At 72.3% G+C, this 19,945-nt stretch carries 21 protein-coding genes and 1 pseudogene; 10 read left to right on the plus strand and 12 right to left on the minus strand.

All coding sequences use genetic code 11. From position 1 onward, the window contains the following. The first annotated feature begins 253 nt into the window (after positions 1-253). Entirely contained in the window at positions 254-397 is a 144-nt protein-coding gene (locus ACFVHB_RS02365) for a hypothetical protein (protein WP_380314363.1), read from the plus strand. Then, positions 397-1,485 carry a protein-L-isoaspartate O-methyltransferase gene (locus ACFVHB_RS02370; protein ID WP_380314364.1) on the plus strand — a complete coding sequence of 363 codons (1,089 nt, stop codon included), beginning with the start codon at positions 397-399 and terminating at the stop codon, positions 1,483-1,485. The genes ACFVHB_RS02365 and ACFVHB_RS02370 overlap by 1 nt, the downstream gene beginning before the upstream one ends. 102 nt (positions 1,486-1,587) lie before the next feature. On the opposite strand, the gene ACFVHB_RS02375 is transcribed toward ACFVHB_RS02370, so the two are convergent. The 7 genes from ACFVHB_RS02375 to ACFVHB_RS02405 form a co-directional block, all read right to left on the minus strand. Continuing rightward, on the minus strand, positions 1,588-2,055 hold the full coding sequence (locus ACFVHB_RS02375; protein WP_380314365.1) for an NUDIX hydrolase: 468 nt from the start codon (positions 2,053-2,055) through the stop codon (positions 1,588-1,590). Positions 2,056-2,122: 67 nt separating this feature from the next. After that, the gene (locus ACFVHB_RS02380) at positions 2,123-3,235 is read right to left on the minus strand and encodes a serine hydrolase domain-containing protein (RefSeq protein ID WP_380314366.1); all 1,113 of its coding nucleotides are present in this window, start codon (positions 3,233-3,235) and stop codon (positions 2,123-2,125) included. Between the two features lie 102 nt (positions 3,236-3,337). After that, complete coding sequence (locus ACFVHB_RS02385) at positions 3,338-4,009, minus strand: DUF4097 family beta strand repeat-containing protein (RefSeq protein WP_380314367.1); 672 nt, start codon at positions 4,007-4,009, stop codon at positions 3,338-3,340. 252 nt (positions 4,010-4,261) lie between these two features. After that, positions 4,262-4,753: a SitI3 family protein gene (locus ACFVHB_RS02390; RefSeq protein ID WP_380314368.1), complete on the minus strand. Its 492-nt coding sequence runs from the start codon at positions 4,751-4,753 to the stop codon at positions 4,262-4,264. 95 nt (positions 4,754-4,848) lie between these two features. Continuing rightward, the gene (locus ACFVHB_RS02395; protein ID WP_380314369.1) at positions 4,849-6,192 is read right to left on the minus strand and encodes a putative T7SS-secreted protein; all 1,344 of its coding nucleotides are present in this window, start codon (positions 6,190-6,192) and stop codon (positions 4,849-4,851) included. Further along, on the minus strand, positions 6,192-6,518 hold the full coding sequence (locus ACFVHB_RS02400; RefSeq protein WP_380314370.1) for a hypothetical protein: 327 nt from the start codon (positions 6,516-6,518) through the stop codon (positions 6,192-6,194). The genes ACFVHB_RS02395 and ACFVHB_RS02400 overlap by 1 nt, the downstream gene beginning before the upstream one ends. A 156-nt stretch (positions 6,519-6,674) precedes the next feature. After that, positions 6,675-7,124, minus strand: coding sequence for a VOC family protein (locus ACFVHB_RS02405; protein WP_380314371.1), 450 nt, complete (start codon positions 7,122-7,124; stop codon positions 6,675-6,677). A 131-nt stretch (positions 7,125-7,255) separates the two neighbouring features. On the opposite strand from ACFVHB_RS02405, the gene ACFVHB_RS02410 reads away from it, so the two are divergent. Both ACFVHB_RS02410 and ACFVHB_RS02415 read left to right on the plus strand, forming a co-directional pair. Next, a complete protein-coding gene (locus ACFVHB_RS02410) occupies positions 7,256-8,179 on the plus strand; it encodes a DUF4231 domain-containing protein (protein WP_380314372.1) in 924 nt (307 codons plus the stop codon). 272 nt (positions 8,180-8,451) lie between these two features. Then, the gene (locus ACFVHB_RS02415; protein ID WP_380314373.1) at positions 8,452-10,164 is read left to right on the plus strand and encodes a hydrogenase maturation protein; all 1,713 of its coding nucleotides are present in this window, start codon (positions 8,452-8,454) and stop codon (positions 10,162-10,164) included. 114 nt (positions 10,165-10,278) lie between these two features. On the opposite strand, the gene ACFVHB_RS02420 is transcribed toward ACFVHB_RS02415, so the two are convergent. Both ACFVHB_RS02420 and ACFVHB_RS02425 read right to left on the minus strand, forming a co-directional pair. Next, positions 10,279-11,061 carry an MHYT domain-containing protein gene (locus ACFVHB_RS02420; protein WP_380314374.1) on the minus strand — a complete coding sequence of 261 codons (783 nt, stop codon included), beginning with the start codon at positions 11,059-11,061 and terminating at the stop codon, positions 10,279-10,281. Between the two features lie 292 nt (positions 11,062-11,353). Continuing rightward, positions 11,354-11,749 (minus strand): VOC family protein, encoded by a 396-nt coding sequence (locus ACFVHB_RS02425; protein WP_380314375.1) that lies wholly within the window; start codon positions 11,747-11,749, stop codon positions 11,354-11,356. A 200-nt stretch (positions 11,750-11,949) separates the two neighbouring features. Between ACFVHB_RS02425 and ACFVHB_RS02430 the strand changes: the two genes are divergently transcribed. Continuing rightward, entirely contained in the window at positions 11,950-12,384 is a 435-nt protein-coding gene (locus ACFVHB_RS02430; protein WP_209412939.1) for a MarR family winged helix-turn-helix transcriptional regulator, read from the plus strand. Positions 12,385-12,506: 122 nt separating this feature from the next. Continuing rightward, complete coding sequence (locus ACFVHB_RS02435; RefSeq protein ID WP_380314376.1) at positions 12,507-14,030, plus strand: MFS transporter; 1,524 nt, start codon at positions 12,507-12,509, stop codon at positions 14,028-14,030. Between the two features lie 45 nt (positions 14,031-14,075). On the opposite strand, the gene ACFVHB_RS02440 is transcribed toward ACFVHB_RS02435, so the two are convergent. After that, on the minus strand, positions 14,076-14,612 hold the full coding sequence (locus tag ACFVHB_RS02440) for a GNAT family N-acetyltransferase (RefSeq protein WP_380314377.1): 537 nt from the start codon (positions 14,610-14,612) through the stop codon (positions 14,076-14,078). 74 nt (positions 14,613-14,686) lie between these two features. Between ACFVHB_RS02440 and thpR the strand changes: the two genes are divergently transcribed. Together thpR and ACFVHB_RS02450 are read left to right on the plus strand one after the other, a co-directional pair. Next, positions 14,687-15,289 carry an RNA 2',3'-cyclic phosphodiesterase gene (thpR, locus tag ACFVHB_RS02445; protein ID WP_380314378.1) on the plus strand — a complete coding sequence of 201 codons (603 nt, stop codon included), beginning with the start codon at positions 14,687-14,689 and terminating at the stop codon, positions 15,287-15,289. 19 nt (positions 15,290-15,308) lie between these two features. Beyond that, positions 15,309-15,716 (plus strand): annotated as a pseudogene (locus tag ACFVHB_RS02450) (SDR family oxidoreductase); the annotation flags it as partial. A gap of 219 nt (positions 15,717-15,935) precedes the next feature. Here ACFVHB_RS02450 and serC read toward each other — a convergent pair. Next, complete coding sequence (gene serC, locus ACFVHB_RS02455) at positions 15,936-17,054, minus strand: phosphoserine transaminase (protein ID WP_380314379.1); 1,119 nt, start codon at positions 17,052-17,054, stop codon at positions 15,936-15,938. A 162-nt stretch (positions 17,055-17,216) separates the two neighbouring features. Next, positions 17,217-18,317: a citrate synthase 2 gene (locus ACFVHB_RS02460; protein ID WP_380314380.1), complete on the minus strand. Its 1,101-nt coding sequence runs from the start codon at positions 18,315-18,317 to the stop codon at positions 17,217-17,219. 414 nt (positions 18,318-18,731) lie between these two features. On the opposite strand from ACFVHB_RS02460, the gene pdxH reads away from it, so the two are divergent. Further along, on the plus strand, positions 18,732-19,364 hold the full coding sequence (pdxH, locus tag ACFVHB_RS02465) for a pyridoxamine 5'-phosphate oxidase (protein WP_380314507.1): 633 nt from the start codon (positions 18,732-18,734) through the stop codon (positions 19,362-19,364). Between the two features lie 283 nt (positions 19,365-19,647). Further along, on the plus strand, positions 19,648-19,830 hold the full coding sequence (locus ACFVHB_RS02470; RefSeq protein WP_380314381.1) for a hypothetical protein: 183 nt from the start codon (positions 19,648-19,650) through the stop codon (positions 19,828-19,830). The last annotated feature ends 115 nt before the right edge of the window (positions 19,831-19,945 follow it).

The following is a 19,945-nucleotide window of genomic DNA, read 5'->3' on the forward strand; positions in this document are numbered from 1 at the left end:
GGCCGGGCGGACGGGTGCCGGTCGCACCGTTCCCCCGAGGGGCGGCCGGCACCGCTTCACCCACTGGAGAACCTCTGATCGAGAGGAGTACCGCATGTCCTACGACCCGCCGGAGAGGCCCCCGGGCCCGATGCCGCCCGACAAGGGCTGACCGCTGAACCACCCCCGGCGGGTCCGGTACCTGGCTCGCTATGGGGCCGGGGATCGGCCCCGCTGGGGCAGACGCCAAGACGAGATCTTCAGGAGGATGACCATGGGAAAGCACGGCGGAGGTTCGGGCAGCGACGGGAAGGGCAACGGCAAGGGCGGTTCCCACTCCGGGAAGCCCGACACCGCTCCGCTCGACGGGAAGCGCGATGCTCCCCCCACCAACCTGCCGAAGCCCGGGGGCAAGTGATGACCTGGGCTGACCTGACTGCGGCTCTGCAGGAGTCGGGAGCGCTCACGGCGGAGTGGGAGAAGGCGTTCGCCACGGCGCCGCGCACCGCGTTCACCCCCGATCGCATCCACTACGCGGGCGAGTGGATCGACCGGGGGAAGGACAGCGCGCGATGGTCGGAGCTGGTCTGCTCGGACCTGCCGTTGGCCACCCAGCTCTACGAGGACGGACAGACTCCCTCGTCGTCCAGCTCGATGCCCACGGTGGTGGCCACGATGCTGCGGCACCTGGACGTCGCCGACGGTATGCGGGTGCTGGAGGTCGGGACGGGCACCGGTTGGACGTCCGCGCTGCTGGCGCGTCGACTCGGGGCCGAGTCGGTGACCACTATCGAGGTGGACAGCGATCTCGCCGACACCGCCAGGAACCGGCTCGGTGGTGCTGGCCTTGGGGTCACTGTGGTGGCCGGGGATGGCGCCCTCGGCTACCCGGAGAAGGGGCCGTTCGACCGGCTGCACGCCACGGCGGCGGTCCGGACGGTGCCGCCCTCGTGGATCGAACAGGTCCGGCCCGGCGGCGTGATCCTCACCCCGTTCGGCACCGCGTTCTGCAACGGCGCGTTGCTCAAGCTCGCCGTGGCCGACGACGGGTGTTCGGCGTCGGGTCGGTTCGTCGCGGACGTGGCGTTCATGTGGGTCCGCGATCAGCGTCCCGAATCCGGTCCGTTCGACATCGACGACGTGCGCCACAGCCCCTCCGTCATCGATCCGAAGTGGGTGGATGAGGAAACCGCAGCGGCCTTCGCGATCGGGCTGCGCGTTCCGGGGCTGTTCCGCCAGCGGGTCTGGGCGGGCTACGACCCGCTTGGAACCGGCCGTTCCGAGGTGTGGGACGGGGTCAGTTACGCGCACTGCCGGTTCGCCGACTGGAACGGCCCGCATGCGGTCAGCCAATCCGGCCCCCGCGATCTGTGGGAGGAGATCAGCGCCGCGTACGCGTGGTGGGAGCGCAACACCAAGCCGGACCCGACGCGCTTCGGGGTCACGGTCACCACGGCCGGCACTCAGCGCGTTTGGCTGGACGATCCGGAGAACGTGATCGACTGATCTGCGAATAAGCGGTGTCGGCCTGCTTTGATGCGCGCCTAAGCTGCGGATGCCGTCGGCCCCGTCCTCCGTGGAGGGCGGGGCCGACGCTGTATTGGGGGACTATCGGATGGCTGGGATCGCGCCCGACTTCCAGTCGTTGATGCGCTTCCGGATACTGGGGAGCATCGGGAGGCCGTCCACCTCCTCGGGGGAGAACCACGCCACTTCGGAGGATTCGTCGGAGACCCGGAGCGTGCCCCCGACGGGGCGGCCGAGCAGGCAGACCGAGAACTCCTGGCGGACCTCGCCGTCGTCGTACGCGAAGACGTGGCCGGGGTTGGTGTAGGTGCCGACGATGCCGGTGATCTCGACGTCGATGCCGGTCTCCTCCCGGGTCTCGCGGACACCGCAATCCGCGAGGGATTCGCCCAACTCCATCTTTCCGCCAGGCAACGCCCACATCCCGTTGTCGGTGCGCCGCTGCAGCAGCACCCGCCCGGTCGCGTCCACGACCACCACCGAGGCGGCCGGTACGAGACTGTTCGGCTCGGGCGCGTTCGGGTCGTCCTCGTAGTCACGCCTGGCCACGGTCGGCCACCTCCCGGATGTCGCGTCCTCGACTCCACAACTCTTCGCCATGATCGGCGATGCGCGGTCAGTCCTTGACCCGGTCGTTGCAGAAGACGGCCTTGATGAGCTTGTCCAGGGCTTGCGGGAACACCTGTGCCGGGTCGATCGCGGCGTCGCCGGTGGTCAGGCCGGCGGTCAGGGTCCTGCTGCCGTCGGGCGTGCTGATCATCAGGGCTCCGTAGCCGCCCGGGGCGCCGCCGTTGTGGTGGACGATGGTGGTTCCGCCGCAGTCCGGGCCCAGGTCCTGGACGAACAGCCCCAGGCCGTAGTTGAGCATTCCGTGCGGCGTGCGCATCTCGGCCAGCAGCGGGGCCGGCAGCAACCTGCCGCCCAGCAGCGCGGAGAAGAACGTGTGGAGGTCCCGGGTGGTCGAGATCATGTCGCCGGCGCCGGCCAGGAGGGAGAGGTTCTGGCGGGTGACGTCGACGACCTTCCACTCGCCGGCGTCCTCGTAGCGGCAGTAGCCGTGGGCGTGCGGCTCGGGGAGCTCCGGCGAGTCTCCCGGCACCACGGTGTCCCGCAGGCCGAGCGGCTCCAGGATCCGCTGCTGCATCTGTTCGGCGTAGGAGTGGCCGCCGGCCTTCTCGATCAGCAGCAGGGCCAGCGTGTAGTTGGTGTTGGAGTAGCTCTGGTCGGTTCCCGGCTCGAACCGGGCCGGCTCGGCGAGGGCGAACCGCACGAGTTCCTCCGGCCGGTAGGTGTGGAACCGGTTGTCCACCCATGGCTTGCCCACCGCGGGGATTCCCGGCACGAACGTCCCGTCAGGGCCGAGATCGCCGGTGTAGCTGGGCAACCCGCTGGTGTGCTGCAGCAGCATCCGCACGGTGATCCGCTCGTCCAGCCCGAACTCGGGCAGGTGGTCGGCCACCGGGGCGTCCAGTGCGAGGACGCCGTCGGACACCAGGTGCAGCACCAGGGCCGCGGTGAAGGTCTTGGTGGAGCTGCCGACCCAGAACCGTCCGTCCGTCGGCGGCTTGTCGCTCCCGCCCAGCTCGAGCACCCCGGCGCTGCCGGTCCACTCGCCCCGCTCGTCGTGCACGCGCAGCTGGATCCCGGCGAAGCCGGCGTCGACGAACTCCTGGACGGCCTTCTGCAGGTCCGGGCGCTCGGGCCCGGCGGTGTAGTGGGACTCGCTCATGGTCGTTCCTCGTCTCGTGGCAGGAGGTGCGGGACGTGCGGGATGTGCGGGACGTTCAGGACGTATCCGGGTGGCGGCGCGCAAGCGCGATCGCGGTGGTGCTCAGAGGCTGCGGGCGGTGATGTCGCCGTAGGACGTGGTCGCGGTGATGGTGAGGCCGGCGGTGGCGCCGTCGGTGTTGTGCAGCGCGTTGTGGATCCGGCCGTAGGAGGTGCCGGCGTCCAGCGAGGCGGACACGCCGCGGGCGGCGCCGACCTGGATGTCGCCGTACTCGGTGCGCAGCGTGACCGCGCCGCCGGTGGCCTCGGTGACGGTGAGGTCACCCTTCTGGGTGCTGAGCCGGGCGGGGCCGGTGAGGCGGCCGAGGCGGATGTCGCCGGCCTGGAGGGTGACGCGGGCGCTGGCGGCCTCGTCGAGCTTGACGGCGGCCTGGGCGCCCTCGAAGGTGACGTCGCCGAGGCGGCCGACGCCGCGGAGTTCGGCGAGGGCGGCCTTGGCGTCGACGCGGGAGCCGGCCGGCAGCTGGACGGTCACCTCGACCTGCCCGGAGTCGCCGAGGATCCGGTTCTTCGCCGCCGGGGCCCCGATCCGCAGGACGCCGTCGCCGTACTCGACGGCGATCTGCTCCGCAGCCTTCACGTCGCGGCTCTTCGACGCGTCCTGCGGGAGGACCTCGACCGTGGTGTCGCTCCGGTCCGCGGCGATGAACCGGATCAGCCCCGCCGGGACGTCCAGGACGGCGGCGACCGGGGCGGGGGTGTCGAACTTCTGCATGGTGTCTCTCCTGCGCTCGTGCTCGGTGTTTCCGACAACGGAAAAGCTACGTTGCTTTCCATGTTCCGGCAACAACCATGTTGCGCAACATTGCCATAACTGCAGGTCAAGCCAGGGAAATCGTTGCAGTGACGATGAGAGATAATGCAACGACCGCTATCGGCTCATTGCAATGGAGTGAAGCTGAACGCTACGCGAACGGGCCCGCTCCCCCCGAGGTGGGGGGAACGGGCCCGTTCGCGTGGGTGGTGCTCAGTCCTCCGGGTCGGTGAACTCGTGGGTCTCCCGGCGGTAGGGGCCGGGGACCTCGGCGAGGCGGTTCGGCGGCCACCAGTCGGAACGCTCGCTGAGGATCAGCTCGCCGTCCAGGCGCACCAGCCAGACGTCCTCGTAGTCGAGGTGGAGAGCCGCGTCGCCCGGCACCCGGGAGAGCAGCGCGACGGCGAGGCGGGCCATGTCGTCCTGCTGGCCGGCGATGTCGTCGTCCTTGCCGAGCCGGAAGGCGACCGAGACGGTCGGGGTGAAGGCGCGGCCGCCGAGCAGCTGGTCCCCCCACGGGGTGGGCTTGCGCGTCACCACGCGGGTCCAGGTGCCGTACGCCGTGACCGCGCCGTCGTCGAGCAACTGGTCGGCCGTCGTGGACGCGTCGAAGAGCCGCAGCGAGCGGGCGACCTCGGCGAACTCTTCCGCGACCGCGGCCGTGGGCAGCGGAGTCACGAGTTCGAGGCTGTAGGAGATGGCCATGTTCGTCTTTCTCTGGGTGCTCTGGGTGGCTCTTGCCGGCTCCGTCCGACAGGGGACGGCTGGAACCGGGAGACGGCTGCGGACCGGGGGGACGGCTAGGGGTACAGCGGGACGACGTTGCCGGCCTTGTCGATCACGGTGACCTCCTTGAGGCCGTCGATCGGCCAGTCGTTCAGCTGCTTGCGCATGGCGGCCAGGTCGACCTCGCTGTCGGACAGGTTCAGCACGATACGGTCCGCCTGCCCCTCGTCCACCTTCTTCTGGATCCCGGTGGCGATCGATCGCGGGTTCTTGGCGGTGGGCGCGTAGCAGTCCATGACCTCGCCCTCGACGCGGTAGTCGGGGTTCTTGGTCGTGTCGGTCAGTTTCGGGTTCTGCTCGACCTTGTAGCCGTTCTTCGCCAGGATCTCGGCCGACTCGTTCTCCCGGGTGAACGCGCGCCTGGTCGTGTCGTCGGCGTTCTTGGGGATGCTGGTGGTGTGCCCCTCGGGGGTGGCATTGGGGTCGGCGCCCCGCGAGGGCTGGGTCCGGACCTCCGGTGCGCTGCTCCCGCCGCCTCCGCCCTCGCTCTCCATGTGGACCCGGTTGGGCCCGACCGCGTCCTGGGCGATCTGGCTCGCGCCCACGCCGGCCAGACCGAGGCCGGAGGCGATGACGCCGGCGGAGACGACGTTGACCGGCACGCCGAGGACCGCGCCGGCTCCGGTGAGGTCGAGGCCGAAGCCGAGGACCTCGCCGCCGGCGCCCAGGGCCGCGAGGCCGAGGCCGCCGGCCACCTCCAGGGCCGCGCCGGGGTTGTGGATCATCGCGTTGCCGACGGAGGCCAGGTCCTCGACGGCGACCCGGCCGACGTCGAGGAGGAAGTCCCCGGCGTCGGAGAAGAAGTCGCCGATGTCGTCGAGCCAGTCCGGCTCCTCGGGGGCCTTGTCGCGCACCTTGGCGATCTTGTCGGCGGCGGTGTCGCCGGCGCTCTTGAGCTGGCTCCGCGCGTTGTCGAGCGTGTGCTTGGCGGTCCCGCGGGCGCCCTCGCCCGGGTCGGTGAACGGCAGCTCGTGGCCGGCGTTCTTCTCGGCGTCCTGGTGCTCGGACTTGGCCTTGCTGCTCGCGGCCTGCGCGGCGTCCCACTGCCGGATCGCGTCGGCGGCCTGCCCCTGGGCCCAGGTGAGGGTCGCCGCGTAGGCGGTGAGGGCGGTGGCGGCGTCGTGGAAGCAGTCGCCGGCGTCCAGCCACTTGGTGGGTTCGCCCTCGAAGGCCTCCCGGAAGGCGTCACCCGCCTCCCCGGACCATCCCTCGGTCGTGTCGATCCGCTTGAGTCCCTCGCCGGCCGAGTGCAGGGTGTCGCCGTAGCTCTTGAGCCAGGCGCTGGTCGAGGAGACCGACTCCGGGTTGCCCGGAACCAGCTCCTTCGGGTCGGACGTCTGTCCCAGTTCCTTCGCCACTACTTCGCCCCAGGATCCTTGCCGCTGTCGCGGCTCAACGTGCCGTCGAGATGGCCGACGATGCGGCCGTCGACCTCGCGGTAGGCCTTCACGCTGGCGTTCAGCCGCTTGGCGACCGACTGGCCGTCCTTCGCCAGGTTCTCCACGCCGATCTCCCACCGGGTGCAGAACTTCTCCAGGACGTCGGCCAGGTGGCCGTGCCCGATGTCGTCCTTGTTCGGGTCGAGATCGCTGACCTTCTTGAACTGCAGCTTCGCCAGGGTGTCGGTGATGCCTGAGGCGGCGGCCTCCAGTGCACCCAGGTCGACCTTGAACCCCTCTGCCATGAACCCTCCCCGTTGTCCTCTTGCTCGGCCGGGCCCTTCGAACGGCCGGGTGAAGGGACGGCCGGATGAAGGGACGGCAATCCTATGATCCCGGTTCCGAACCGGTCATAAGTGTGCAGATCGTGAAGGAGTCTCAGGCGGGTGGCGGTCGGGCCCTCAGTGCACGCAGAACTCGTTGCCCTCGGGGTCGGCCATGACCGTCCAGGAGCCGCCCGGCTCGTCGACGTGGCGCAGGACGGTGGCGCCGAGCGCCTGGAGGCGGTCCACGGTGGCGGGGCGGGCGTCGGGGCCGGGGTGGAGGTCGAGGTGGAGGCGGTTCTTGACCGTCTTGGGCTCGGTGACCTGCTGGAAGAGGATGCGGCGCCCGAGGCCGGTGTCGCTGGCGGGGTCGTACGGGTCCTCGGGGTGGCGGACGGCGGCGAGGGTGCGCCAGGCGCGGCGGCCGTCGGCCTCGGTGAGCTGGTCGGGGGTGATCGCGCCGGCCGAGAGCAGGCGCTCGATGAGGCCGCCGTGGTCCTCGGCCGTGTAGTCGAGGGCGGCGGCCCAGAACGCGGCCTGGCGGTGCGGGTCGGCGCAGTCGATGACGAGCTTCCAGTGCAGGGGCATGTAACCCGTTATATAGGTTACCTCGCTGACGGGCAATCACCGGCGAACGCCGGGTGTCAAAAAGGGGGCCGTGTAGGGCAGTTGGTGGTGGGCATACTGCCTGGACGGGAGACGGGAAGGGGGCTCGACCGATGGTGCAGGAAGATCCGCCCGTGGGTGACGAGGCGAAGCTGCTGCCGGAGCTGTTCTGGACGGCCGACCGGGCGTCGGTGGACGGCCAGCGGCAGACGCTGCGCTGGTACCGCGGACTGATCGCGATGCTGGTGGTCGCCGCCGTGGTGGGCTCGCTGCCCGGGCCGGAGCACCGCGGGGACGGCGACGTCACGCCGCTCTTCTCGGTGGTCGCGTTCCTGGTCGCCGGGTACTTCTGGTCCCGGCTGCGCCGCAGCAACCCGCAGGGGCGCTGGTACGAGGCCCGGGCGGCGGCCGAGTCGGTCAAGACGCTCGCCTGGAAGTACGCGGTGCGGGCCCGGCCGTTCGACGGCCCCGCCGAGTCCGGGGACGTGGACCGCGGCTACCTGCTCCAGGTGGAGGACGTGCTGCGCGCCTTCGAGGACCCGGAGATCGTGCCGCCGGGCACCGTTCCGGAGATCACCCCGGAGATGCGGCGGGTCCGGGCCGGCAGCCTGACCGCCCGCCGGACGTTCTACCTGCGCACCCGGGTCGAGGGCCAGCGCACCTGGTACCGCTCGCGGGCGGAGGCCTGCGAGTCGCAGGCGGTCTCCTGGGGGCTGGGGATCGCGGCGCTGATCATCATCGGTGCGGCGGCGGCGATCGCCCAGGCGGTCGGGGCGCTGCCGGTGCACGTCTTCGGTGCGAGCTCGGCGGCGGCCGCGGCGGTGATCGCCTGGACCCAGCTGAAGCAGCTGCGTCCGCTGGCCGCCGCGTACCAGCTGGCCGCGCGCGAGCTGGAGAACGTCGGCAACCAGCTCTCCGACCTGGACCTCAGGGCCCCGGACGCCGAGCAGCGCTGGGCCCGGCTGGCCGCCGAGGCGGAGGACGCGGTCTCCCGCGAGCACACCACCTGGCGGGCGCGGCGCGCCTTCCCGCGCTGACACCGAAGCTAGCGCCGGCGCCGGCGCCGGCTCCGGCGCCGGAGTCGGAGTCGGGAGCCGACGCCGGAGCCGGAGCGTCTCCGGGCCCGCCGGTGTCACGGGCGGAATCGGGAGGTCGTGGGGAGATCGGGCGAAGCGCGGGCGGCGCCGGGAGCACAGGTGTGCGGGGTGGGTGAGGGTCTGCGAGGGGCGGCCCGACCGTAATCATTACGTGTCCATGCCCTGGTTTCATCGCCTGCGCGCACGACGCCCGTCACCGCCCGGAGGCCCCCTTGCGCGTTCTTCTGATCGCCAGCGCGTTCAACAGCCTGACCCAGCGCGTCCACACCGAGCTCCGCGAACGCGGGCACGAGGTGGCGGTGCAACTCGCGCTCGGCGACGAGCAGGTGCGGGCCGCCGTGGAGCGGACCGATCCCGAACTGGTCATCTGCCCGATGCTCACCAGGGCGGTCCCGGAGGACGTCTGGTCCACTCGGACCGTCCTGATCGTGCACCCCGGGCCCAAGGGCGACCGCGGCCCCTCCTCGCTCGACTGGGCGATCACCGAGGGCGCCGAGCGCTGGGGCGTGACCGTCCTTCAGGCCGTCGGGGAGATGGACGCCGGGGACATCTGGGCCTCCGTCGACTTCCCGGTGCCGGCCTGCGGCAAGAGCGAGCTGTACCGCAACGAGCTCGCCGACGCCGCCGTCGAGGCGGTGCTGCTGGCCGTCCGCCGCTTCCAGGGCGGGCTGTTCACCCCCGAGCCGCTGGACTACGCCCGTCCGGACGTCCGCGGCGAACTGCGGCCCTTCCTCACGCAGGAGGTCCGCCGGATCGACTGGTCCGCCGACGACACCGCCACCGTGCTGCGCAAGCTGCGCTCCGGCGACTCGCAGCCGGGCGTGCTGGACGAGCTGTACGGGCGCGAGTACTTCCTGCACGGCGGCCACCCCGAGGACGAGCTGCGCGGCCCCGAGCCCGGTGCGGTGATCGCCACCCGGGACGGCGCGGTCTGCCGGGCCACCGTGGACGGCGCGGTGTGGATCCCGCAGCTGCGCCCGCGCCGTACGCCCGGCGGGCCGGCCACCTTCAAGCAGCCGGCCGCGACGGTGCTGGCCGACCACCTGTACCGGGTCCGCGAGGTGCCGGTGAGCCCGGCCGCGGCGGCCGGCCGGGAGACCTGGTCGGAGCTGCGCTACCACGAGCAGGACGAGGTCGGCTTCCTCGAATTCGCCTTCGCCGGCGGGGCGATGAGCACCGACCAGTGCCGTCGGCTGCTGGCCGCCTACCGGGCGGCGGCGGACCGGCCGACCTCGGTGCTGGTGCTCGGAGCGGCCCGGGACTTCTTCTCCAACGGCATCCACCTCAACGTGATCGAGGGGGCGTCGTTCCCGGCACTGGAGTCCTGGGAGAACATCAACGCGATGGACGACCTGGTCGAGGCGGTCCTCACCACCACCGACAAGGTCACCGTCGCGGCCCTGGCCGGCAACGCGGCCGCCGGCGGGCTGATGCTGGCGCTCGCCGCCGACGAGGTCTGGTGCCGGGAGTCGACGGTGCTCAACCCGCACTACCGGCTGATGGGCCTGTACGGCTCCGAGTACTGGACGTACACGCTGCCCCGCCGGGTCGGTGAGGAGCGGGCCGAGCGGCTGACCGCGGAGGCGCTGCCGGTGGGCGCGGCGCACGCGGCGCGGCTGGGCCTGGTGGACCGGACGGCGGGCGGCAGCGCGGCGGAGTTCCGCCGCTGGGTGGCCCGGGAGGCGGGGCGGCTGGCCCGCTCGCCGGAGCTGACCGGCCGGCTGGTGGAGAAGAAGCGCGCCAGGGCCGCGGACGAGGACGCGAAGCCGCTGGCCGAGTACCGGGCGGAGGAACTGCGCCGGATGCACCGCAACTTCTACCGGGACGGCGAGCCGTACCACGGGCTGCGGCGGAACTTCGTGCACAAGGTCTGCCCGGCCGCCACGCCGGAGCACCTGACCGGCCTGCTGGGCCGGCCGGAGTGACGAGCAACGGGTAGGACGGGACGGGCAACGGCAGGACGGGACGGGCAACAGCAGGACGGGACGTGCGGCGGGGCCCGGTCGTGGGGGAGACCGGGCCCCGCCGCACGGGCTCGGTCAGCGCCCGCGCGTGGCGAGCGGGGCCGCCCGGCCGACCAGGACCGGCTGCGCGTTGGCGGTGCTGCGGCTCGGCGACACGGCGAAGGCCAGCGAGCCGAAGAAGATGTAGCAGCCCAGGCCGACCACCAGCGGGAAGATGAACTGCAGTGCCATCACCCCGTCCTGGGTGCCGTGCGCGAAGTCGAGCCGGACGGAGACGGCGGCCATCCCGGTGTAGTGCATCGCGCACACGGCGACGCCCATCACCGGGGCCGCGGCCAGCACCGCGACGGTGCCGCGGATGTTCAGCGCGGCCCAGAGCGCGGCCGTCGCGGCGAACACCGCGATGCCGACGGAGAGCCACACCGTGGTGCTGTCGTAGCCGACGTGGCCGGGCAGCACCATCGCGGCCATGCCGAGGTAGTGCATCGCCGCCACCCCGAGCCCGGTGGTCAGCCCGCCGGCGAGCAGGGCGGGGACGCGGCGGCGGCTGTAGCCGACGGCGAACATGCCGAGCCCGACCACGAGGATCGCGACGAGCAGGCTGAGCACGGTCAGCCCCGGGCGGTAGGTGATCTCGATCCCGGTGACCGAGAAGCCGAGCATGGCGATGAAGTGCATCGACCAGATGCCCGCGCCGAGCGAGGTCGACGCGAACAGCAGCCAGTAGACGCGGGTCCGGCCGGTGGAGACGAGTGCCCAGCGGGCGCTGCGCAGGGCGACGAAGGCACCCAGGCAGGCGACGAAGTACGAGACCGCGGGTGTCACCCAGCCGTGGTCCGCATGATGGATCTCACCCACGAGGAAACTCCTGACGGGGTTCGGACGGGAGGACTGACGCCAGGGGTGCGGGCGGATGCGCCGGCCGGGGACGGGCCGGGCGGGAGAACGGGTGCGCGCGGGGGTGGCCGCCCGGGGGGAGTCTGGCCTGCTGTGCCCCTGACAACGGGGGACAGTAGCCACTGACACTGCGTCGCACAAGGTTCGGGCTTTTGGTGAAACCGCAGGTCAGGGCGGTTCTTCACGCGACCGGCAAGATCTTGGCACCAAGCCCTGACGCCGCCTGCGCAGAAGGCAGCCGACCCCTTGGAGGTCACTCCAAGGGAGCTAGACCGAACGGGTGGCCGGCCGGGTCGATCAGCACCTTGAGCGTGCGGCCGTGCTGGTACTGGGGCTCGGTGGCGCCGAGCGCGAGCGCCTTGGCGGTGGCCTCGTCCAGGTCGTCGACGTAGAAGTCCAGGTGGAAGTGCTTGCTGCCGTCCGGCTCGGTCCACGGCTCCGGCCGGTACCCGGTGACCCGTCCGAAGCCCAGCGGGCTGCCGCCCTCGGGGTTGTCCAGGATGGCGAAGTGCTCGTCCACGTGCCGGGTCTCCCACCCGAGCAGCTCGCCGTAGAAGGCGGCCAGCGCGACCGGGTCGGCGCAGTCGATGGTGACCATGGCGAGGCGGGCGAAGCCGGTGTCGCTCTGCTCGGTGGCGAGGTCGGACATTTCTGGTCGGCCCTTCTCCTGAGGGGTGGGGTTCTCCTGAGGGGTGGGTGCGGAACCCGTCATGACCAGCATCGCGCTCGGCGCCGCGCGCGGCGCGGGGAGACGGGTCGGGGCGGGGGAGGGGCCGGGGCGGCCGTGGCCGGTGGGGCGGCGGGGAAAGCAATTTTCCTTAGCGAGAGTAATGACGTAGGCTAAAGAACATGCCCGAGATGTCCGAGCAGGACCTCGCAGCCATCAGTCAGCTGCGGTCGTCCACCATGCGCCTCTCCCGTCGCCTGCGTCACCAGCGGGTCGAGGAGTCGCTCAGCCCCACCGAGATGGGGGTGCTGGGCACCCTCGCACGCTGCGGGAAGGCCACACCGGGTGAGCTCGCCCGGAAGGAGCACGTCCAGCCGCCGTCGATGACCAGGATCGTCGCGATGCTGGAGGAGAAGGGCCTGGTGCGGCGCGAGCCGCACCCGGAGGACCGCCGTCAGGTGGTGGTCAGCAGCACCGAGCAGGCGGAGGTGATCCTCCAGGAGAGCCGCCGCCGGCGCAACGCCTGGCTCGCCGAGCTCGCCGAAGGGCTCGACGAGGAGGAGTGGGCCGTCCTCCGGGAGGCCGCGCCCGTGCTGTACAAGCTCGCACATCTCTGAGGCACCCCGATCCGGTCAGCCGCCGGAGGACGAAGGAGAACCGCATCACCGCAGGACCGACCACCGACACCAGGAGCGCGACGGCCCCCCGACGGGTCGTCGCGCCGCGAGGGGAGACCACCGTGACACCGCCGGCCGCAGCCAGCGCCGCCGCCATCCGTACCGACGACCCGATCACCGACCCCGCCGCGGACAGTGCCGCGGCCGCCGACGCCCAGGCGCCCGCCCCCACGGGGCTGCCCGGCAACGGCGACGACGACCCCGACGAACGCACCGCGGCGGTCCACCCCGCCGCTCACGGCAGCTCCCGCGCTGCCCCGTCCCCCACAGGCGCCCGCTTCACGAGGCCCGGGGGGATGTTCTCCTCCCTGCGCGTTCGCAACTACCGCTACTACTTCGCCGGCCAGGTGGTCTCCAACACGGGGACCTGGATGCAGCGGATCGCGCAGGACTGGCTGGTCCTCAGCCTGACCGGCAGCCCGCTCGCCGTCGGCATCACCACCGCCATGCAGTTCCTGCCGATGCTGCTGCTCGGCCTGTTCGGCGGCGTGCTCGCCGACCGGATGCCCAAGCGCCGCCTGCTCGTCCACACCCAGGGCGCGATGGGCCTGCTCGCCGCCGGCCTGGCGGTGCTGACCATCGCCGGCGTGGTGACGCCGTATTACGTGTACGCGTTCGCGCTGCTGCTCGGCCTGGTCACCGTGGTCGACAACCCGGCCCGGCAGGCCTTCGTCTCCGAGATGGTCGGCCCGAAGGACCTCGCCAACGCGGTCAGCCTGAACGCCGCCAACTTCCAGACCGCCCGGCTGGTCGGCCCCGCCGTCGCGGGCCTGCTGATCGCCGCGGTCGGCAGCGGCTGGGCGTTCGCGGTGAACGCGCTCTCCTTCGCCGCCGTGATCGGCGGCCTGCTCGCGATGCGCGAGAGCGAACTGCGCCCGACCGAGCCGATCGCCCGCGAGAAGGGGCAGTTGCGGGAGGGGCTGCGGTACGTGAAGGAGCGGCCCGAGCTGCTCCTGCCGATGGTGCTGGCCGGCTTCATCGGCACCTTCGGGTTCAACTTCCCCACGCTGCTCTCCGGCTTCGCCTACGACACCTTCCGGGTGGGCGCCGGGCAGTACGGCCTGCTGAACACCGCGATGGCGGTCGGTTCGCTGGCCGGCGCGCTGATCGCGGCCCGCCGGGGCGCGCCGCGGCTGCGCCGGCTGGTGGGCGCGGCGCTGGCCTTCGGCACGCTGGAGATGGCGGCCGCGTTCGCGCCCGGCTACTGGACCTTCGCGGTGCTGCTCACCCTGATCGGGGTGTTCGGGCTGAGCTTCAACACCTCGGTCAACTCCGCCCTGCAGCTCGCCACCGACCCCGCGATGCGCGGCCGGGTGATGGGCCTGCTGGTGCTGGTCTTCACCGGCGGCACGCCGATCGGCGCGCCGGTGGTGGGCTGGGTGACGGCCTCGTACGGGCCCCGACTCGGGCTGCTGGCCTGCGGATTGGTGTCGGCCCTGGCAGCCGGCGTGATCGGCCTGGTGCTGGCCCGCAGCGCGGACCTGCGGGTCCGGTTCGACCTGCACCCGGGCCGCGGCGGCCGGGTGGTGGCCTTCGTGCCGCGCACCCGAACCACCGCCAAGTCCGAGTTGGCGGCGGCCTGCTGACGACGCGTGGCGGCCCCGGGGGCGTCCGGCCCCCGGGGCTCCCGGTCAGAGCCTGATCTCCAGGACCTGACCGGGCCAGGGGCCGGCCGGCTGCTCGACCTCGAAGGACTCGGTCTCGGTGAACCCGAGCGCCCGGTACTGGCCGACCAGCTTGCGGTCGGCGCCCGCGTAGCAGTCCACCCGCACCAGGCCGATGCCGCGGCGACGGGCCTCGTCGAGCGCGTCGGCGATCAGCGCTGCGCCGATGCCCGAGCCCTTCCGGGACCGGTCGGTGACCAGGTTGCGGATGTACAGCTCGCGCTCCGGCACCGCGGGGACGTACGCGCCGCGCTCCTCGGAGACGACGCAGCAGCCGACCGTGCGGCCCTCGTCGTCCACCGCGAGCCGGATCAGGAACGGCTCGCGGCTGTACTTCTCGACGTGCTCGACCCTGGCCGGGATGGTGCTGAACGGCTGGTCGCCCCACTGGCCGGTGCGCCCGCGGGCGGCCAGCCAGGCCACCGCCTCGTCGAGCAGGGTCAGGATGTCGGCGGTGTCGTCGGGGCCGCCGGTGCGGATCGTCATCGTGTTCGTACGCGTCACGAGATCCGTTCTAGCCCAATCGGCTCCCGGCGGGAAGGCGTCGCCGTGCTCCGCGCCGGCGGGATGATGGCTGTATGAGGCTCTTTGTGGCGGTACTGCCGCCGGTCGAGGCGTTGCAGGGGCTCCACGACGCGGTGGCGCCGGTGCGCGGGCTGCCCGGGGCGGACCGGCTGCGCTGGACCGGCGTCCAGGGCTGGCACCTCACGCTGGCCTTCCTCGGCGAGGTGCCGGAGCAGCGGCTGCCGGAGCTGGAGGCGGGGCTGGCCGCGGTGGCGGAGGTGCACCCCGTGCACCGGCTGTCGATCTCCGGGGCCGGGCGGTTCGGCGACCGGGTGCTCTGGGCCGGGGTGGACGGCCAGACCTGGGCGCTGCGGCGGCTCGCCGAGGCGGTGCACGAGGCCACCGCGGAGGTGACCGGCGAGACGGACGCGTTCGCCTTCCACCCGCACCTGACCCTGGCCCGGGCCGGCTCCTCGCGCGGCCACCGCCGGGCGGTGCAGCGGGTGGCCGCGGCGGAGCTGGACGGCCTGGCCGCGGCGCTGGCCGACTACCGGGGACCGGAGTGGGAGGCCGCCGAGCTGCACCTGATGGAGAGCGTGCCGGACCGCGGCGCCATGCGCTACGAGACGGTCCGCGCCTGGCCGCTGGCCGCCTGGGGCCGGGCGGAGGGGGCGTGAGGAGGAGCGGGCGGGGCCGGCGCCGTTCTTCGTCGTCCAGCAGGGCCTGGGGCGGCTCCGGGACGGCGGCCGGATCGTCAACGCGTCCCCCGGCGTCACCCGGGCGGCCTTCCCCTCGGCGGTTTCGTACGCGATGACGAAGGGTGCGCTGAACACCCTCACGCTGACGCTCGCGGAGGAGCTCGGCCCGCGCGGGATCACCGTCAACGCCGTGCTGCCGGGCGTCGTCGCCACCGACGTCAACCCCTGGCCGGACGACCCGGAGGCGCGGGCCCGGGTGTCCGGCTACGCGGCCCTCGGCCGGGTCGGCGAGGCGGCCGACGTGGCGGCCGACGTGGCGGACGTCGTGGCCTTCCCGGCCTCGGACGACGCCCGCTGGATCACCGGGCAGAACCTGGACGTCAGCGGCGGGGCCAGCCTCGGCGTCCGACCTCGGCGTCCGGTCACCGCCCGGGCCCGGGTACGCTCGATGACCGTGGATCCCAAGACTCGCATGCGTATCGTGACCGGCGCCCTGGTGCTGCTGCTGGCCGTCGTGGTGATCGGCTCGCTGGTCAACAGGTAGGCCGGCCGGTGGCCGCGGACGCGCAGAGGGCCACCGCCCGCGGGCGGTGGCCCTCTGCCGTGCGTCGTGCCGGCGAACCGGTCAGAGCTGCTCGACCACGTAGTCGATGCAGGCGGTGAGCGCCTCGACGTCCGCCGGGTCGATCGCCGGGAACATCGCGATGCGCAGCTGGTTGCGGCCCAGCTTGCGGTACGGCTCGGTGTCGACGATGCCGTTGGCACGCAGTGCCTTGGCGACGGCGGCAGCGTCCACCGCGTCGTCGAAGTCGATCGTGCCGACCACCTGCGAACGCTCGGCCGGGTTGGCCACGAACGGGGTGGCGAACGAGGACTTCTCGGCCCAGCCGTACAGGCGGGACGAGGAATCAGCCGTACGGGCGACCGCCCAGTCGAGGCCGCCGTTGCCGTTCAGCCACTCCAGCTGGTCGGCCAGCAGGAACAGCGTGGCGATCGACGGGGTGTTGTACGTCTGGTCCTTCGACGAGTTGTCGATGGCCGTCGGCAGGTCGAAGAACGGCGGGATGTAGCGGCCGGAGGCGGCGATCTCGGCGGCGCGCTCCAGGGCGGCCGGGGAGAAGGACGCCAGCCAGAGCCCGCCCTCGGAGGCGAAGGACTTCTGCGGGGCGAAGTAGTAGACGTCGGTCTCGGTGATGTCGACCGGCAGGCCGCCGGCGCCCGAGGTGGCGTCCACCAGGACCAGCGAGCCCTGGTCGGCGCCGGCCGGGCGCTTGATCGGCATCGCCACGCCGGTGGAGGTCTCGTTGTGGGTGAGTCCGTAGACGTCCACGCCGGCCTCGGCGACCGGGAGCGGGTGGGTGCCCGGGGCGGTCTTGATCACGGTCGGCTCGGCCAGCCACGGGGCGGCCTTGACCGAGGAGGCGAACTTGGACGAGAACTCGCCGAAGTCGAGGTGCTGGGACTTCTCCCGCACCAGGCCGAAGGCCGCGATGTCCCAGAAGGCGGTGGAGCCACCGTTGCCGAGCACCACCTCGTACCCCTCGGGGAGGGAGAAGAGGCTGCTCACGCCCTCGCGCACGCGCTTGACCAGGTTCTTCACCGGGGCCTGGCGGTGCGAGGTGCCGAGCAGGGAGGTCTCGGTGGCGGCGAGGGCACTCAGGGCCTCGGGGCGCACCTTGGACGGGCCGCAGCCGAAACGGCCGTCTGCGGGCTTGATGTCAGCGGGGATCTGGATCTTAGCCACGCTCGGCAGCCTACCGGCCGATGCGGAGAAAGTGTGGCGGTTGTCCGTTCGCTGAGATGTGATCTTTCCGGCCCCCGGACACGGGAACAGCGGATCCGGCCGAGGCCGGATCCGCTGTCCCCCGCAGCACTTTTCGGGACCTGTCGGGACAGGCCGGGCGGGTCAGTGCGCGATGGCGTCGTAGCCCTCGATGTCGCGCGGGCTGCGCGGGCCGGGGCCGATGTAGCGCGCGGCCGGGCGGACCAGGCGGCCGGTGCGCTTCTGCTCCAGGATGTGGGCCGACCAGCCGGCGGTGCGGGCGCAGGTGAACATCGAGGTGAACATGTGCGCCGGGACCTCGGCGAAGTCCAGCATGATGGCGGCCCAGAACTCGACGTTGGTGGCCAGCACGCGGTCGGGGCGGCGGTTGTGCAGCTCCTCCAGCGCGGCCTTCTCCAGCGCCTCGGCGACCTCGAAGCGCGGCGCGCCGAGCTCCTTGGCGGTGCGGCGCAGCACCCGGGCGCGCGGGTCCTCGGCGCGGTAGACGCGGTGGCCGAAGCCCATCAGGCGCTCGCCCTTGTCCAGCGCGTTCTTGACCCACTTGGTGGCGTCGCCGGTGCGCTCGATCTCCTCGATCATGCCGAGCACGCGGGACGGCGCCCCACCGTGCAGCGGGCCGGACATCGCGCCGACCGCGCCGGAGAGCGCGGCCGCGACGTCGGCGCCGGTGGAGGCGATGACGCGGGCGGTGAAGGTGGAGGCGTTCATGCCGTGCTCGGCGGCGGACGTCCAGTAGGCGTCGATGGCCTTGACGTGCTTCGGGTCCGGCTCGCCGCGCCAGCGGATCATGAAGCGCTCGACGACGGTCTCGGCCTTGTCGATCTCGCTCTGCGGGACCATCGGCAGGCCCTGGCCGCGGGCGGACTGGGCGACGTAGGAGAGCGCCATCACGGCGGCGCGGGCCAGGTCGTCGCGGGCCTGCTCGGCGGAGATGTCCAGCAGCGGCTTGAGGCCCCAGACCGGGGCGAGCATGGCGAGGGCGGACTGCACGTCGACCCGGATGTCGCCGGAGTGGACCGGGATCGGGAACGGCTCCGCGGCCGGCAGACCGGGGTTGAACTTGCCGTCGACCAGCAGGCCCCAGACGTGGCCGAAGGAGACGTGTCCGACCAGGTCGTCGATGTCGACGCCTCGGTACCGCAGGGCGCCGCCTTCACGGTCGGGTTCGGCGATCTCGCTCTCGAAAGCGACGACTCCCTCAAGCCCGGGTACGAAGTCGGACATGCGACGGCTCCTTCAGTTCTGCGATCGGCGGGACCGCCGTGGTGGGGCGGTACGCCAGTGACCGAATGGTGGTTGGCACTCGGTGCCAGCGTGACAGGCACAGGGTGCATTACGCCATACACCACGTGGTGATGTTTCCCGCGGGCCCGCTTGACTTTTCGCCCGGAGGCCGGTCGTGCCCGGGAAATCTCCGGAACCAAACCGCAGGTTCCGGACAATTCACCGTAGGCCGGGCGGTCAAGCGGTGGCGAGTCACCTTATCTCCCACCGGGGTTTGTCCGGAGGTAGCGGTGGCGGTTGCTTGTCTTACGGGATGATGTTGGGGTGACCCCGGAACGCGCCCAGTCGACGCCCCTGAGCCCCGCCACCCGGATCCTGGCCGACGAGGCCCGGCCCGGGCCGGACCTCACCGTGATGCGCAAGCACTACACGCACGAGGGCCTGGTCGAGGAGCAGCTCGCCGCCGAGCCGATCGCCCAGTTCACCCGCTGGTTCCACGAGGCGGACGACGCCGGGGTGGTGGAACCCAACGCGATGGTGCTCTCCACCGCCGACGCCGAGGGGCGGCCCAGCTCGCGGACCGTGCTGCTGAAGGGATTCGACGCGCGCGGCTTCGTCTTCTTCACCAACTACGGCTCGCGCAAGGGCGCCGAGCTGGCCGCCAACCCGTACGCGGCGCTGCTCTTCCCGTGGGTTCCGCTGGCCCGCCAGGTGATCGTCCAGGGCCGGGTGGAGAAGGTCGGCCGGGACGAGACCGCCGCCTACTTCCGCACCCGCCCGCACGGCTCCCAGCTCGGCGCCTGGGCCAGCGAGCAGTCCAGCCCGGTCGGCTCGCGCGAGGTGCTGGAGCAGCGGTACGCGGAGCTGGAGCGCCGCTACCCGGAGGGCGAGGGGGTGCCGGTGCCGCCGTTCTGGGGCGGGTACCGGGTGGTCCCGGAGCGCGTGGAGTTCTGGCAGGGCCGGGAGAACCGGCTGCACGACCGGCTGCTGTTCCTCGCCGACCCGTCGCTGCCGTCCGGCTGGCGGGTGGAGCGGCTCTGTCCGTGACCCGGTGACCCCGTGACCCCGTGACCCCGTGACCCGGTGACCCGGTGACCCGGTGTCGCGGTGTCGCGGTGGCGCGGAGGATCCGGGGGCCCGGGAGGCCCGGGGGGTGCCCGACGGCGGGTGTGCCGTGGCGGCCGGGCCCGTGCGCCCGTCGTGCGCTCCTGCGTGAACCGGCCGCCCTCCGGTGCGATCTGATCCGGCGTCACACCGGGCGGTAGCGTGGACGGAAGGGCCCCGGCTGCGGGCCGGGGCCACCACTCCTCCTGAGAGGGTGAGGCAATCGATGAGTGACACCGCCACCCCCACCGGTGCACCGCTCGGGCCGGGCGACGGCCCGGAGCGGCCGACGCTCGGCGAACTCGCCGGCCGGGCGCCGTCCTTCGTCGGTGAACTGGTCCGCCGGGCGGGTGTGGACGAGGACCGTCCCGGCGCCGTGCCGGTGGCCCGGTTCCAGTCCGCGGTCTGACCGCCCCGACCGGGGGCGCCGCGTCCACCGGACCCGACCGCCCCGACCGGGCGCAAGCCGAGCCGGGATCTTTCCCCAGTCCCGGCTCCGCATCAGGGTTATCTCCCCGCCAGTC

The organism is Kitasatospora sp. NPDC127111, assembly GCF_042677465.1.
Taxonomy (GTDB): Bacteria; Actinomycetota; Actinomycetes; order Streptomycetales; family Streptomycetaceae; genus Kitasatospora.

Bases quoted from the DNA above. Each gene is read 5' to 3' on its own strand.
- ACFVHB_RS02425 (WP_380314375.1), bottom strand. From the start codon at position 11,749: ATGTCCGACCTCGCCACCGAGCAGAGCGACACCGGCTTCGCCCGCCTC.
- ACFVHB_RS02380 (WP_380314366.1), bottom strand. From the start codon at position 3,235: ATGAGCGAGTCCCACTACACCGCCGGGCCCGAGCGCCCGGACCTGCAG.
- pdxH (WP_380314507.1), top strand. From the start codon at position 18,732: ATGCGCAAGCACTACACGCACGAGGGCCTGGTCGAGGAGCAGCTCGCC.
- ACFVHB_RS02390 (WP_380314368.1), bottom strand. From the start codon at position 4,753: ATGGCCATCTCCTACAGCCTCGAACTCGTGACTCCGCTGCCCACGGCC.
- ACFVHB_RS02410 (WP_380314372.1), top strand. From the start codon at position 7,256: ATGGTGCAGGAAGATCCGCCCGTGGGTGACGAGGCGAAGCTGCTGCCG.
- ACFVHB_RS02430 (WP_209412939.1), top strand. From the start codon at position 11,950: ATGCCCGAGATGTCCGAGCAGGACCTCGCAGCCATCAGTCAGCTGCGG.
- ACFVHB_RS02470 (WP_380314381.1), top strand. From the start codon at position 19,648: ATGAGTGACACCGCCACCCCCACCGGTGCACCGCTCGGGCCGGGCGAC.
- ACFVHB_RS02370 (WP_380314364.1), top strand. From the start codon at position 397: ATGACCTGGGCTGACCTGACTGCGGCTCTGCAGGAGTCGGGAGCGCTC.
- ACFVHB_RS02460 (WP_380314380.1), bottom strand. From the start codon at position 18,317: ATGTCCGACTTCGTACCCGGGCTTGAGGGAGTCGTCGCTTTCGAGAGC.
- thpR (WP_380314378.1), top strand. From the start codon at position 14,687: ATGAGGCTCTTTGTGGCGGTACTGCCGCCGGTCGAGGCGTTGCAGGGG.
- ACFVHB_RS02405 (WP_380314371.1), bottom strand. From the start codon at position 7,124: ATGCCCCTGCACTGGAAGCTCGTCATCGACTGCGCCGACCCGCACCGC.
- ACFVHB_RS02365 (WP_380314363.1), top strand. From the start codon at position 254: ATGGGAAAGCACGGCGGAGGTTCGGGCAGCGACGGGAAGGGCAACGGC.
- ACFVHB_RS02400 (WP_380314370.1), bottom strand. From the start codon at position 6,518: ATGGCAGAGGGGTTCAAGGTCGACCTGGGTGCACTGGAGGCCGCCGCC.
- ACFVHB_RS02385 (WP_380314367.1), bottom strand. From the start codon at position 4,009: ATGCAGAAGTTCGACACCCCCGCCCCGGTCGCCGCCGTCCTGGACGTC.